The sequence below is a fragment of the Leucobacter denitrificans genome (genome assembly GCF_014396385.1).
Taxonomy (GTDB): Bacteria; Actinomycetota; Actinomycetes; order Actinomycetales; family Microbacteriaceae; genus Leucobacter; species Leucobacter denitrificans.
The window spans coordinates 1,299,728-1,313,097 of record NZ_CP060716.1 but is presented as its reverse complement, the minus strand read 5'-3'; the positions used below and the strand labels follow the sequence as shown (position 1 = coordinate 1,313,097).

The following is a 13,370-nucleotide window of genomic DNA, read 5'->3' as shown; positions in this document are numbered from 1 at the left end:
CCTTAGGCGCGACCAGACAGTCAGTTTGGGGTCCACCCCTTATAAATCTCTAAACGCTTAAGTAAAGCGGTGAAGATGTGATCATACGATTCCTCGAGGCTTCCTTTGAAGACATCACCTCGAGAGTTAATTACCTTATAGACCAAACTTTCGTGGCTCAACGCAATTAGTGGTCACCACGCCTGATGCGGCCTGTTTCTGAGCTTCATCTCAAGCATCATTCGGCTGATCATTCCCGCGCTTAACACGTCTGCCGTAGAGACGCTCGCGTTCAGCGAAGACCCAATCGTAAGCTTCTCCTAATGTGCCGACGAATTTTGGCATCTCGAGAGTTGGTCCAAAGACACTAGCTGCAAAGTAGTCGCCCCTCCCACCAGGTTTCCAAATCTCGTAAAGACCTGGACCGACTGGTACAAAGTTGTAGGGCCTCTGAGTCAGAGTCTTGGCATCGGGAGCGATCCAAACGAGTGTTTCGGATGCGTTAGGTCCGCCGCCGATTCCCAGTATTGCTTCGTTGAACTCATGCTGATTCATGTGATCTCCTTTAAATAGCCGAGTTGGGTCAGTTTCTCTAGGCCATCGGGGAAGTAATGCTGAACCCCATGACCAGGCTGTCCAAAGCCCTGAGCAATGATTCCTTTTCGGATGAAATCAGGGAGATCCTTGAGTACTTGGTATCGTACCGTGATCGTTTCGTCGGTGAGTCTATCGGGCGGTAGTGAGAGTTTTTCGAAGGGAGTATCTTTGGGGGCGGCAAAGCGTCCGTCTTTCGGGAAGCCGTCCTCGTCTAAGAAAGTGATGCGTTCGATTGTGTCTCCAGGTTTGAGGTCAGTCGGCGTCGATTCACCATTTTTGAAGCCGTTCTTGTGTGGTGGATATTCCGGCCAGTTCCATTCCGCCCGGCCGTCCGTGTCAAACCCGCGGAAGTACCTATCCATGAACTGTTCCCAGCCGAGCCCACCAGTCGGGTCGTAATCCGGCAGGTTCTTGGCTCGAACCGCATCTTCGAGAGTGTTCTTCAGGTCCTGCACCTGCGGATCATCAAACTGCCACGTTGGGTGATTCGGCTCGGATCCACCAGTGTTGTGATCTCCGCCGTTTTCAACGTCGGCATCCACTAATGTCGTAGGCGATTCGCCCGTACCGCTCTGTGGCACGTCGTTCTCGAATGAAGTCGGTACTTCGACGTTTGTGTCGGGGATACTTGTAGTCTCTAGACCAGCGCTACCAGTTGGATCCACTTCCATGGTTGAGGTGGCCGTGGAAACCTCTGAGCGGGTACTGGCCTCACCCGCAGCGGCGTCGTGGGGTAGTGATGCTGGAATCTCGATGTTGCTTTGCGGTACGTCCGTGCCACCTGCAATAGGACCGCTTCCAGTACCTCCAGAACTTGAACTGCCGTTGCCCGGGCCTTCACCGACTGGGGCTTCTGGTCCATCACCGATACCAGGAGTAGGGGTGCCGCCGCAGGCAGTTCCACCAGGGGTCGGCACGCCTATGTTCGGTGGACCGCCATTCGGCGTACCTGTGTTCATCGCATTGCTGCCGGTTGACGAGGTCCCGCCCGCAAGTGTTGTCGCCGATGGTGCGCCACTGCTTACCGGCGTAGGTGAAGTGTTCGTGAGTGACGCGTTCGGGTTGGCTGAAACGCTCGAGCTCGCTGACGGGTTCTTGATCGATGTCAGACCACCACCAGCAGCGCCGCCCGCAGCGCCGACGAGGGTGGACATCAGGAGATTGAAGTCTTGCCCGGTCACCTGCGATGCGGCGAACTCACCCGCAACACCACCCACCCCACCAGTAACCCCGTCAACCGTGGCACGGGTCGTGACCCGGGCACCGCGGGAGGTGATGCTACTGCCAATATGGGAGAAGGGTCCCGCGATCGCGCCGCCAATCGCGGACGACACCGCAGCACCACCCACATCGTCCCAGGAGAAGTTCCCAAACGCGGCCGACGCGGTCGCGTTCGCGACCGTCCCTGATACTGCCGATTCGATCGCCTCGATCGACGCCCGGCGCATCACCGCCATGGTGCGCTTCGCTGACTGAATCAAGGTCTTCAGCCGGTTGATCACGGCGAGGAGTTTTGGCACCCACCTCGCGACCGTGAGTGCAGCCTTCCCCGCGGCCGCAACCGCGCCAGCCCCAAACGACACGAGTGACAGGACCGCCCCGAGTCCGATATCGAGCGCGATCTCGGCCGCTAACTGCCCGAGCATTGCAAGGAGCTCGGCCCGGATCTCCTCGACACTCTTCGCGAACGCCGCGCACCCCTCGCTGAGTGAGGCAGCATCGCCTGCGAGGTCTTCAATGAGACTCGACAGTTTCGTGTGTACCGCCGCAACATCGCCGCGCTGCGGGAACTCCGAAGCAAGCGTCAGCGGGAGCGCCGCTTCAAGCTCTGCTTTTGCGGTGGTGAGTTCCCCAGCGTACGCATCCCACGCACTGGCGGCTTGGGTGATTTTCCCGGTGTCTGCGGTCGGGATCACAATCCCCGCCGTGTCTTTGAGGAAGTTTTCGACCCATTCCATGATCTCGCCCTGCGGGGTACCACGCTGCTCATCACCCAAAGACGAACCAACCGACGGCGGAGACGCCGTGATTTGGGTGGGGGTAATGGTCGCGTACGGGTTCGATCCACCACCAAGCCCGACGAGCTCCATTGCCCGATACGCGGAAGCAAGACCCAGGACTTGGCCCTCAAAGGTCGCGACGGCCTTCGCGAGCGTCACCCCGGACTCAATCATCGACGCGGCCGACAGGTCGTACCCGCCCTCGGTCTTCGTGCCGAGCGCGAACTCCTCGGCCATCGGATCGATTCCGGCCATGCCCTGGCATGCCAAAAGTGACGAACCCGCTGTGGTGGTAGCGGTGAGAATCTTGGTTGCGACCGACCCGACCTGTTCGGCGTCAGACGCGATCGCGGCTGGATTCACACGCACAAACACCGGGAGGAGCCTCACTCACTTAACGAACGAACTTGAGCCCCCTTCCGCGCAAATGTAGTAGCCATAAACCGCCGAACCGCACGCTCTGCGCAAACTGACCGAACCGCTGCGCTTAGTGAGAACCAGCGCCGCGGTAGGGTTGCCTCTGGAGAGGATTTGAATGACGGACCCACAACCATCGGGCGGCAAACTCATCCTTCGCCTCGCCCCGATGATCTATGGGCCGACGCTCATTTTTGCCCTCGGTGAGGGCGCGGTCATTCCCCTCATCCCGACGATGGCAACCGGGCTCGGCGCGAGTCTCGCAGCAACCGGCGCAATCGCATCAGCGCTCGTCATCGGAAAGCTCTGCGGCAATCTCCCCTCGAGCTGGGTCGTTGCGCGCCTGGGTGAGCGCATCGCCATGAGCCTCGCGAGCCTCGTCGCAATGGTCGGCGCGCTCGGCATGCTCTTTGCGCCGAACGTGGCGGTGCTTACGATCGCGATTTTCATTCTCGGTATCGCAACGTCTGCATTCGGTCTCGCGAGGCACGCATTCATGGCGACTCGGGTCCCATTTACCTTCCGCGCGAGGGCACTGTCGCTGCTGGGTGGCACGTTCCGGCTCGGCACGTTCGTGGGCCCGTTCGTCGGTGCGCTCATGCTCGGTCTCACCGGCCATCAGACTGGAGCGATCTGGTTCCTGGTCGGATGCATCGTCGTCACATTCTTGCTGGTGTGGTTCGGACCCGATCCAGAGACCGAATTCGCTGCCCGCGTGCAGCCGCAGGGAACCGCGACGTCACCGATTCCGCTTGAACGCGACGGCATAATCGGCACCATGATCAAGCACCGCACGGTGCTCTCCCGCATCGGGGTTTCGGCCGCCACGCTCTCGGCGATCCGCTCGGCGCGCGACATTGTGCTGCCGATCTGGGGAGTCTCGATCGGCCTCGACGCGCAGACGATCCTCATCGTGGTCGGTGTCGCGGGCGCGCTCGACTTCGCGCTGTTTTATGTGAGCGGTCAGGTCATGGATAGGTTCGGCAGACTTTGGGCGGTCGCTCCCGCGATGCTGCTCATGGCGTTCGGGTTTCTCGCGCTATCGCTCACCCACGACCTTGGTGCTGCGGGTATCTGGTTCGCCGTGTTCGCCGCCGTGATTGGGCTCGGTAACGGGCTCTCGAGCGGCATTCTCATGACGCTCGGTGCGGATCTCGCGCCGCGCCACGATCCCGCCCCGTTTCTCGGCTCGTGGCGCACACTCACTGACTCCGGTGCCGTACTCGCACCCCTCGCGTTTTCGGGCATCGCAGCAGTCGCACCGATCATGGTCGCGACCGGGGTGATGGGTGGGATCGGACTCGTAGGTGTCGCCGGGTTCCTGCGCTGGTTGCCAATATTCGTGCCCCGTAAGTCTTAGCGCGTGGAACCCTCGGCGATCCGCCAGAATGATGGCCCAACTCGTGAGCGGCCACTTCTACTCGGCGGTGTGCTCCAGGATCCACGTCGCTAAGAACTCGAACACCTCGTCGCGGTTCGTCTCATTGAGCATCTCGTGTCGCCCTTCGGCGTAGATTTTCACCGAGATATCGCGCATTCCGCGAGCGCGATATGCGTCGGCGAGCAGTTTTAGTCCGTCGCCGCGGCTCAGTGGATCCTCACTACCCGAGACGATGAGCATCGGGGTGAGCGGATCGAGGCCAGGCCCAGGCTTGCCGTAGAGCCTGAGCCCATCGGCGACGCCGAACAGCTTGAGCACGTTCGCCTCGAAGCACAGCGGATCGGCAATGAAGGCCGCCGCCGTTTCGGGATCGCGACTCAACCACTCGAATCCGTTCACATCTGCGACGGAGGCCCAATTCGCGTTGAGGTCGCCGCTCTCCATGTGTTTGAAGGTGCGGAAGGCGGAGCCGGAGAGCACGACCGCGTCCCAGAGCTTCGGGTGTTCGTTCAGGATCCGCTGCGTCATGAGCGACCCCCACGAGTGTCCAAACATCGCAACCTTGAGCCCCGGATGCCGCTCGCGAATCAGGCCCGTGAATTGCACGATCGCGGCCTCGGCGGCGCGAAGCCCGCCAGGGCCAAGCTTGCCGAGCAACGAGAGGTCGCCCCCGTGCTGACGCCTGCCGGTTTCGCCGTGCCCGCGGTGGTCGTCGGCGTACACCGCGAGCCCCGCCTGCGTGAGAAAGCGCGCAAACGCGTCGTACCGCAGTGCGTGCTCACCGATGCCGTGTGCGATCTGCACGACCGCAACGGGCTCGGGCGTCACCTCGGGGTCAGGCAGCCAAGCGTACGCGCTGATCTCAACGCCGTGCGCGTCGACGTAGGAGAAGGCTTCGCTAGTAGGCCGCTTGTTCTGTTCGCTCATGTGCTCATTCTGGCCTACCCAAGTGCGCAAACGCAGAAATATACTGGGTCAATGCGGCGAGCCTGGCGTTTCACTGCGCCACTTCTTCTCGTGGCGTTACTCTTCTGTGCGTCGTGTATTACGGTCAAGGCCGAAGGGAGCGAGATGGCGTCTAGTGATCCGCTCGTCGTGTCGATGACGGTGCCGGGGCCCGCGCTGCAATCGCTGCCAGGCTCTACCGAGGTGCCGGTGCGGGTGTACACGCCAGTGCTCGACCCGTGGGCAACCCTCGTCTGGGCTCACGGTGGATCGTTTGTGCGCGGCACCCTCGATTGGCCTGAGGCCGATTGGGTTTCGCGCCAGTTCGCAGACTCCGGCATTCGGGTGATTTCGGTCGACTACGTGTTGGCGAGTGACACCGTGAAGGCGCCCGCGCCCTCGAACGATGTCGCCGCGGTGGTCGCGTGGGCCGCGGCCGAGTACACGACCCCGCTTGTGGTCGGGGGCGCGAGCGCGGGCGGTCATCTCGCGGTGCTCGCGACGCTCAATCAGGTGGATCGACAGGGTGCGCGCCAAGCGCAGGCCCTGCTACTCGAATACCCGACACTGCATCGCGTGCAGCGCGATCATGCGGTAGTCGCCGCCGCGACTTCGCAGCTGCCGGAGCAGCGGAGGTTCGGGCCAGAGCGCATCGCCGAAATGTACGAGTACTACCTTGGCGAGACCGGTGCTCCGATCGCGGGGGAGCTGCCGGCGTCGCGCCTCGCGTTGCTGCCTCCCACGATCATCGTGAATGCCGACGCCGACGATCTGAGGGTCTCAGCCGAAGAGTTCGCAGAGCAACTTCGCGCTGCTGGCGTGACGGTCTCTGAGACCGTGCAGGCCGGAACGGTGCACGGATACATGAATCGCCCCGACGAGTCAGCTCAGGCGCTCAGCGACGCGACCGCCACGATCGCAAGGTTCGTGAACGAGCTGCGAACGGTGCTCGTTCACTAGTCCTGGGTGTGTGTCGGGCCGATAGCGGTGGATCGGCGCAGCTGCGATTCGATCGCGCTCCGTGGGCCCATCTAGACTCGAACCATGCAAAATCTCGTGCTCTCGCTGCCCAGTGATCCCGGCCTTAAAGACGCGCTCGTAGATGCGCTCGGCGAGGGATCCAATGTAGAGATCGTCGACTGGGACCTGGATAGCCCAGCACCGCGCGACCACATCGACATCGTGGTGCCTCCGTACTGGGGCGGGGTGAAACCGTTCACCAGGCTCGCTGATATTTCGACGCAACTCGTGCAATGGCAGTCGATTGGGTACAACGGTATGGAGCGCTACCTCCCAGAGGGTCGCGTTGTCGCGAACGCCACCACAGTGCACGAGGCATCGACCGCAGAACTCGCGCTCGCGCTCATGCTCGCGGCTCAGCGCGGTCTTCCGAAATTCATTACAGACGGGCTTGAGCACAAGTGGGACTTGGTGTCGTACCCCAGTCTCGCCGATCGTAAGGTGCTGCTCATTGGCTACGGCGGCGTGGGCAAGGCAATCGAGGCGCGTCTCGCCGGGTTTGAGACGACGGTGACGCGCGTTGCGCGATCCGCCCGCGACGAAGTGAACCAGGCTGGCGAAACCGTGCACGTACACGGCTTCAATGAACTGCACGACCTGCTCGCCGAGGCAGAGATTGCGGTTATTGGACTGCCGCTCACCGACGAAACTCGCGGAATCATCGGTGCCGCTGAGCTAGCCGCGATGCCCGATGGCGCACTCATGGTGAACGTCGGCCGTGGCCCGATCATGCAGACCGAAGCACTCATCGCAGAGCTTGAGAGCGGTCGGCTGCGGGCCGCAGTCGACGTAACCGAGAAAGAGCCGCTCCCAGCTGATGATCCACTGTGGGATGCACCGAACGTGCTTATCACCCCGCACGTCGGTGGGGACTCATCGGCGATGCTGCCGCGCATGGTCGCGCTCATCAAGCGTCAGATCGGGCACCTGCAGGCGGGCACGACCCCCGAAAACATCGTGCTCGGAGAGTGGAAGTAGCGCTTACTCCGAGTCGAAGCCCTGTGAGCGCAGGGAGTCGCGCATCGTGTGCCTGCCGTGCAGCCCCTCTGGAGTTGCGATGCGCCGGGTGACCGTGCGCGCCCAGCTGCGACCCGGAATGCCCTGCGTCTCGAAGTACTCGCGGTACTCCTCTTCGTAAGATTCGACGGCGTGCTCCCAAGCAGCCACGTTGTAGGTTTCGTGGTGCAGCACACCTGAAAGCGGCAGCCGTGGCTTGAGCCCGGTGCCCTCCTCAGGGTCGGGCACGCCGAGCGCGAGGCCGACGACTGGAAACGCGTGCTTCGGCAGGCCCAACTCGGTGCTCACAGCCTCGGGATTGTTTCGCACAGACCCCACAAACACGCCCCCGAGACCCATCGACTCAGCAGCGAGCAGAGCGTTCTGGGCTGCAATACCCACATCGACCGCACCCACGAGCGTGTTCTCGATGAGCCCCACGGTTTCGGTTTCAACACCCTGTGCCCGCACCAACTCGACGTTGCGCGAGAAATCGGCGATCCACACCAGAAAAACCGACGCATTCTCAACGTAATCGCGCCCGCCTATTGCCTCTGAAATGCGACGCTTGCGGTTCGCGTCACGCACCGCGACGACGGTCGCGATCTGCAGATTCGACGACGTCGACGCACGCTGCGCCGCAGTAACGATGAGCTCAAGCTGCTCATCGGTGACCGGGGTGCTCAGGTATTTGCGCACCGAACGGTGTTGCAGCTGAAGGTCGGTTACCGGGTTTGAGGGTGTCGTCATTGCCGTCCATTCTCTTGTTAGCAACCCACGCTATCGGCTCACGCTCAACGACGCAGGGATAGGATGTAGAGGTCTATGCGATCGGGGTATCTGCAATTCTGGTACCCCTGACCGTGGTCTTGCGACCAGGGTTCCGGCGCACAGCACAATACCCAAGATCCCCGTCTGCCCCTTGGAGTGAAATTCACATGGCTGAACAGTCCCGCCTTGATAAGGTAATCGCCCTCGCCCGCCACCGCGGCTTCGTCTATCAGGCGGGTGAGATTTATGGTGGATCGCGATCCGCTTGGGACTACGGGCCCTTAGGCACCGCGCTCAAGGAGAACATCAAGCGCCAGTGGTGGCGCACGATGGTGCAGAAGCGCGACGATGTCGTTGGCATCGACTCGAGCGTGATTCTGCCGAAGCAAGTGTGGGAGGCCTCGGGTCACGTCGAGGTATTCAGTGATCCGCTCGTCGAGTGCATGCAGTGCCACAAGCGGTACCGCGAAGACCACCTCATTGAGGAATTCGAGGAGAAGAAGGGTCGCGAGCCGAAAGATGGGCTCGCCGAGATCGTTTGTGTCGCATGTGGCACCCGCGGCCAGTTCACCGAGCCCCGCGCCTTCTCGGGTCTGCTCAAGACCTTCCTTGGCCCCGTCGACGATGAGGCGGGCCTGCACTACCTGCGTCCCGAAACTGCCCAGGGCATCTTCGTGAACTTCGCGAATGTGCTGCAGTCTGCTCGCATGAAGCCACCGTTCGGCATTGGCCAGATCGGCAAGAGCTTCCGCAATGAAATCACGCCGGGCAACTTCATCTTCCGCACCCGTGAGTTCGAGCAGATGGAGATGGAATTCTTCGTCGAGCCAGGCACAGACGACGAGTGGCAAGAGTACTGGATGGCCGAGCGTATGAACTGGTACGTGAACCTCGGTATCGACCGCGACAACCTGCGCTTCTACGACCACCCGAAAGAGAAGCTCTCGCACTACTCGAAGCAGACCACCGACATTGAGTACCGTTTCGGGTTCCAAGGCAGCGAGTGGGGCGAGCTCGAGGGCATCGCGAATCGCACGAACTTCGACCTCACGACTCACTCCGAGCACTCGGGCAAGGATCTGTCGTTCTTCGATCAGAACAAGAACGAGCGCTACACCCCGTACGTGATCGAGCCTGCGGCTGGACTGACGCGCTCGCTCATGGCGTTCCTCGTTGACGCGTACCGCGAAGAGGAGGTGCCAAACGCGAAGGGTGGCACCGACACGCGCACGGTGCTCGGCCTCGATCCACGCCTCGCCCCAGTGAAGGCGGCGGTGCTGCCGCTCAGCCGCAATGAGAAGCTTTCGCCGCTCGCCCGCGAGATCGCTGCCGACCTGCGCGACGACTGGAACATCGACTTTGACGATTCGGGTGCAATCGGGCGTCGTTACCGTCGCCAAGACGAGATCGGCACCCCGTTCTGCGTCACGGTCGACTTCGACTCGCTCGATGACAACGCGGTGACGGTGCGCGAGCGCGACACGATGCAGCAGGAGCGCATTCCAGTTGCGGATCTGCACGCGTACCTGGCAACGAGACTCCGTGGCGCGTGAGCATGAGAAATGCATCGCATTTCGAGTCTCGCGCGGTGCCGCCACTGCGGCAGCCCACGGAGCGAAGCGAGGGGTGGCCTGAGCAATGACCATCCCACCATCTGAACCCACTGAACCGGGCACGGTGACGGCTCCTGCCACCGCCCCACCTCAGTGGGCGTGGGCGCAGCCGCAGCCGGTGTACGTTCCGGTCGAGACCGAGCCGCTCGAGTACCACCGCCTGTACCGGGGTGCCCCGAAGTATCGGTGGTGGAAGCCGCTGCTCGTATTTCTGCTCGCGGTGAGTTATTACCTCGCGATGAACTTGACGCTAAGTCTCCTGTTCATACCGCTCCTGATGGTTTTTGATCCGGAATACGCGCAGGGCGCGTTCCTGCTACAGGATCAGGCAATACTCGACACGCAGCACCCGTGGTCGCTGGTGATGAGCATGACTCTCATCATTTTGTTTATTCCTGCGGTGATTCTTGCGATGCTGTCGCTCGGAATCCGGCCAACCGGCAGGGTGTGGTCTGTCGCGGGGCGCATTCGCTGGGGATTGCTCGGCCGAACCTTAGGTGCCGCGCTTGTCGGCGTCATCGTGATGAACGGGGTTGGCATTCTTGCCGACATGGTCATCGATGGAATCACAGGTGCGACGGGTGCCGAGGCACCCGAACTCCCCGCCGACTTTGACGTGAACGCCGCGATCATCTCGATGGTGCTCGTCGTTCTCCTGGTTCCGTTTCAAGCGGCAGCCGAAGAGGTCGCGTTCCGCGGTCTCTTGCTGCAGGTGTTTGGTTCGTGGATGAAGTCGCCGTGGCTTGCAATCGGTCTCTCGACAGTGGCCTTCGCAGCAATGCACATTTATGACATCTGGGGGCTGATCGCAGTTGGCCTTATGGGACTCGTTGCCGCCTGGCTTACCTGGAAGACCGGTGGTCTTGAGGCAGCGATCGCGATTCACGTACTCAATAACCTAATTGCATTCGCATTCATGGCTTCGGGTATCACCGGTGAGACTGCCCAGGTTGAAAGCGGCAGCGGCATCGAGAGCATCATCGGCGAGATCGCTGGCCTCGCTGTCTTTGCGTGGCTCGTGATTCGCATTTTCCGCAAGCACGGGTACGGGCGCGAGCGCATTGACGTCGTCATGCAGCCGGTTCAGCCCTCGGCTGCAGCACCGGTCGAGCCGCAGCAACAGCCACAGCCGACCCCACCAGTTCACCCGGGCAGCTGACTATGAAGGGCGTGCTGCTCGTTAGCTCAAGTGTCTCCGCGCTTGCGGCCGCGCTCGACCTCGCAGAGGTCGGTGTAAAGGTGTGGATCGCCGACGTGCCAGGCCGGGTGCCGCATGGGCCGGTACGCGATCCACATGGCACCGTGAAGACACTGCTCGACGAGCTTGCCGCGCCAATTGCTGACGGTGGTCGGCCCGAACCGAGTGTGCGACCGACCCAGAGCGCGCCGGCGCCCGTGCAGCTTCGGGGACACGACGGCAGATGGCAACCGGTACCCGAGGCGGCGCCGTGGGGGATTCCGACGGTGCCACTCGCGAGCGATTGCTTAAACCTGCTCGGGTTCGGAGGCGCCATGCGCGCGTACCTCGACCGGCTCAAGCCGGTGCTCACGATTGGCAAAGAGGAGAACCTTGCAAAGCTCGTGCAGTCACGCATGGGTGCACAGGTGCTCAAACTGCTTGTTGAACCATTGGTTTTTGAACGTTTCGGTGCGCACGCCGAAGAACTTGAAGTCGCTGCTGTTGCTCCGGGGCTTAATGAGAGCCTGACGCGGGCGGGTTCGCTGAGCGGCGGCGCACTGCTTCACCTAGAGCGACACGTTGCACGTGAAACTCTCGTTGCTCCGGCACGGGGTTGGGCGCGAGCTGTTGAGGTGTTATACGAGCGGCTCGAGCTATACGGTGCAGAGCGGCTCGATGCCGCGATCGTTGATCTTCGATCGACGACCGATGGCAGCGCTTGGGCTGCATGGGACGATACTGGCCGCGTGCTCGAGGTTGCCGCAGTCATTACGGATCCTGAGCAAACGATCTCAGGTGCGAGCGACGACTTTCAGTCAGCGCGGGAGCTTCGTGCTTCGGAGTATCGCGAATATGCTGAAATTGGAATTGATGGCCAGCGAACCGCTCAGGTTGAGGGTGGACATGCGGATAAATTGCGCATTATCAATTCGAATTCGGGAGAGCAGTGGGCGGCTCGTACGAGGCTGCATGCTGATGGGTCGTGGTCGCTCTCCCTCGCAAGCGGTCGTCGTGACCGCACGGAAGAGACACACACGATCGAGTCTCTCGCAGGCCTCGCAGAAGAATTAGGTCTCGATCCTGTACCGAATTCAGCGACCTCGCACACGGTTCCGGCACCATTTGTGACACTCGAGCAGCGCGCGAGCGCAAAGACCAAAGTCGACGACTGGAACGCCGCTCACCCGAACGTTGTGCTCTGCGGAACTGAGCTGTTCGGTGGGGAGCTTGGCGACGCCATTGCCGATGCCAGGGACCGTGCGGTGCATCTTCGAAGAAGGCTTACCGGTATCGCCTAAAGATTTGCAAGCCCCTTGAATGGGCAAGTATTGCCCTGTATATTTCAAATCTGGAATGTATCGCAGTCGTCCCTTGCAAGTTAGGGTGGATACAACCGCGAACTGGAGGCAGCATGAAGGGCAAAATAGGTTTCGTTCTCGGAGCTGCGCTCGGTTACGTACTCGGAAGCCGAGCGGGCAGAGAACGCTACGAGCAGATTAAGCGAGGCGCCTCGGCGGTCTGGGAGACACCGCTCGTTCAGCAGGGTGTCTCGGCAGTAAAACACCAGATTGGCGACGGACTCGACAGCGTGAAGGCTGCCGCGGCCAATGTTGCGAAGGCAGCGTTCGACGCCGCAACTCAGCCGCGTGGTGCAGCGACGCAACCGCGGGGCGCAAGGGCCAGCGATTCTGGGGCAAAACACGAGGGTTCCGCACCGGGGGATACGAAGCCTGATGGTGCGGAGGAGACATTGGTATGAGCCGAAAGCGCAATGAGCCGGGCACCTTCGAACTTTTGACGAGGCTGCCGCAGCAAATTGTGAGCCTCGCGAAGATCGAACTCGCGAACGCAAAGCGCGAGGTGCTGTCAGCGGCAAAGAAGATTGGCATCGGGGCGGCGGGCATTGTCGTCGCGTTGTTCTTCCTCTTCTTCATGCTTGAGGCACTCGTCATCGCAGCCGTTGCAGCGCTCGCTTTGGTGTGGCCCTGGTGGCTTGCGGCGCTGGTTGTGGCTGCGGGCCTACTGGTGCTCGCCGCGCTTGCGATCCTCGCCAGCGTCATGCTTATCAAGCGAGGCAACCCTGTGCCCGACGAAACGATTGATCGGGTGACCGGCGATATTCACGCGATGGGCGAGGTGCGCGTCAACAACGACGGGCCAGCGTTCGGTGGCCCGGGAGGAGTGCGATGAACAAGAGCAAGGCACAGGGCATCATTGAAGCCGAACTCGCGCGCGCAGACCTTTATGACACTCTTGGTCAGCTGCGTGACCGGCTGAATTACGCCCAACGGTTTGACGACGCGGTAGATCGGGTGGGGGTGCGAATTCAGGAGGTCAAGGAGGAACGGCCAGCCGTGTTCGCGGCCGGCGTGGTTGTGGCGGCGGCTGCAGTTGGTGCGGTTGTGTGGGCGGTTGCGAGTGGAATAGCGAAGAGAATTCGCTAAATCGCGCTATTTCCGCATAACGGCTGT

The 13,370-nt window shown here is 61.5% G+C and carries 13 protein-coding genes; 9 read left to right on the top strand and 4 right to left on the bottom strand.

Annotated elements, in window-relative coordinates; translation table 11 throughout:
• Positions 1-210 precede the first annotated feature (210 nt).
• On the bottom strand, positions 211-534 hold the full coding sequence (locus H9L06_RS06295; RefSeq protein WP_187554407.1) for a hypothetical protein: 324 nt from the start codon (positions 532-534) through the stop codon (positions 211-213).
• The gene (locus H9L06_RS11910) at positions 531-2,951 is read right to left on the bottom strand and encodes a TNT domain-containing protein (protein WP_187554406.1); all 2,421 of its coding nucleotides are present in this window, start codon (positions 2,949-2,951) and stop codon (positions 531-533) included. Before H9L06_RS11910 ends, H9L06_RS06295 begins: the two co-directional genes overlap by 4 nt.
• 160 nt (positions 2,952-3,111) lie before the next feature.
• Between H9L06_RS11910 and H9L06_RS06285 the strand changes: the two genes are divergently transcribed.
• Positions 3,112-4,353, top strand: coding sequence for an MFS transporter (locus H9L06_RS06285; protein WP_187554405.1), 1,242 nt, complete (start codon positions 3,112-3,114; stop codon positions 4,351-4,353).
• A 57-nt stretch (positions 4,354-4,410) separates the two neighbouring features.
• Here H9L06_RS06285 and H9L06_RS06280 read toward each other — a convergent pair whose 3' ends face one another.
• A complete protein-coding gene (locus H9L06_RS06280) occupies positions 4,411-5,301 on the bottom strand; it encodes an alpha/beta fold hydrolase (RefSeq protein ID WP_187554404.1) in 891 nt (296 codons plus the stop codon).
• Between the two features lie 144 nt (positions 5,302-5,445).
• Between H9L06_RS06280 and H9L06_RS06275 the strand changes: the two genes are divergently transcribed.
• Entirely contained in the window at positions 5,446-6,279 is an 834-nt protein-coding gene (locus H9L06_RS06275; protein WP_187554403.1) for an alpha/beta hydrolase, read from the top strand.
• A gap of 84 nt (positions 6,280-6,363) precedes the next feature.
• Complete coding sequence (locus H9L06_RS06270) at positions 6,364-7,317, top strand: 2-hydroxyacid dehydrogenase (RefSeq protein WP_187554402.1); 954 nt, start codon at positions 6,364-6,366, stop codon at positions 7,315-7,317.
• A gap of 3 nt (positions 7,318-7,320) precedes the next feature.
• Here H9L06_RS06270 and H9L06_RS06265 read toward each other — a convergent pair whose 3' ends face one another.
• Positions 7,321-8,085 (bottom strand): NADPH-dependent oxidoreductase, encoded by a 765-nt coding sequence (locus H9L06_RS06265; protein ID WP_187554401.1) that lies wholly within the window; start codon positions 8,083-8,085, stop codon positions 7,321-7,323.
• 188 nt (positions 8,086-8,273) lie between these two features.
• Between H9L06_RS06265 and H9L06_RS06260 the strand changes: the two genes are divergently transcribed.
• The 6 genes from H9L06_RS06260 (at position 8,274) to H9L06_RS06235 (ending at position 13,343) form a co-directional block, all read left to right on the top strand.
• A complete protein-coding gene (locus H9L06_RS06260) occupies positions 8,274-9,659 on the top strand; it encodes a glycine--tRNA ligase (protein WP_187554400.1) in 1,386 nt (461 codons plus the stop codon).
• Positions 9,660-9,744: 85 nt separating this feature from the next.
• Positions 9,745-10,878, top strand: a complete 1,134-nt coding sequence (locus H9L06_RS06255) for a CPBP family intramembrane glutamic endopeptidase (protein ID WP_187554399.1) — start codon at positions 9,745-9,747, stop codon at positions 10,876-10,878.
• Between the two features lie 11 nt (positions 10,879-10,889).
• Complete coding sequence (locus H9L06_RS06250; RefSeq protein WP_187554398.1) at positions 10,890-12,197, top strand: hypothetical protein; 1,308 nt, start codon at positions 10,890-10,892, stop codon at positions 12,195-12,197.
• A 113-nt stretch (positions 12,198-12,310) separates the two neighbouring features.
• Positions 12,311-12,658: a YtxH domain-containing protein gene (locus H9L06_RS06245; protein ID WP_187554397.1), complete on the top strand. Its 348-nt coding sequence runs from the start codon at positions 12,311-12,313 to the stop codon at positions 12,656-12,658.
• Positions 12,655-13,089 (top strand): phage holin family protein, encoded by a 435-nt coding sequence (locus H9L06_RS06240; protein WP_187554396.1) that lies wholly within the window; start codon positions 12,655-12,657, stop codon positions 13,087-13,089. The genes H9L06_RS06245 and H9L06_RS06240 overlap by 4 nt, the downstream gene beginning before the upstream one ends.
• Positions 13,086-13,343: a hypothetical protein gene (locus H9L06_RS06235; protein ID WP_187554395.1), complete on the top strand. Its 258-nt coding sequence runs from the start codon at positions 13,086-13,088 to the stop codon at positions 13,341-13,343. The genes H9L06_RS06240 and H9L06_RS06235 overlap by 4 nt, the downstream gene beginning before the upstream one ends.
• Positions 13,344-13,370: the final 27 nt, after the last annotated feature.

Bases quoted from the DNA above. Each gene is read 5' to 3' on its own strand.
- H9L06_RS06295 (WP_187554407.1), bottom strand. From the start codon at position 534: ATGAATCAGCATGAGTTCAACGAAGCAATACTGGGAATCGGCGGCGGA.
- H9L06_RS06285 (WP_187554405.1), top strand. From the start codon at position 3,112: ATGACGGACCCACAACCATCGGGCGGCAAACTCATCCTTCGCCTCGCC.
- H9L06_RS06280 (WP_187554404.1), bottom strand. From the start codon at position 5,301: ATGAGCGAACAGAACAAGCGGCCTACTAGCGAAGCCTTCTCCTACGTC.
- H9L06_RS06275 (WP_187554403.1), top strand. From the start codon at position 5,446: ATGGCGTCTAGTGATCCGCTCGTCGTGTCGATGACGGTGCCGGGGCCC.
- H9L06_RS06270 (WP_187554402.1), top strand. From the start codon at position 6,364: ATGCAAAATCTCGTGCTCTCGCTGCCCAGTGATCCCGGCCTTAAAGAC.
- H9L06_RS06265 (WP_187554401.1), bottom strand. From the start codon at position 8,085: ATGACGACACCCTCAAACCCGGTAACCGACCTTCAGCTGCAACACCGT.
- H9L06_RS06260 (WP_187554400.1), top strand. From the start codon at position 8,274: ATGGCTGAACAGTCCCGCCTTGATAAGGTAATCGCCCTCGCCCGCCAC.
- H9L06_RS06255 (WP_187554399.1), top strand. From the start codon at position 9,745: ATGACCATCCCACCATCTGAACCCACTGAACCGGGCACGGTGACGGCT.
- H9L06_RS06245 (WP_187554397.1), top strand. From the start codon at position 12,311: ATGAAGGGCAAAATAGGTTTCGTTCTCGGAGCTGCGCTCGGTTACGTA.
- H9L06_RS06240 (WP_187554396.1), top strand. From the start codon at position 12,655: ATGAGCCGAAAGCGCAATGAGCCGGGCACCTTCGAACTTTTGACGAGG.
- H9L06_RS06235 (WP_187554395.1), top strand. From the start codon at position 13,086: ATGAACAAGAGCAAGGCACAGGGCATCATTGAAGCCGAACTCGCGCGC.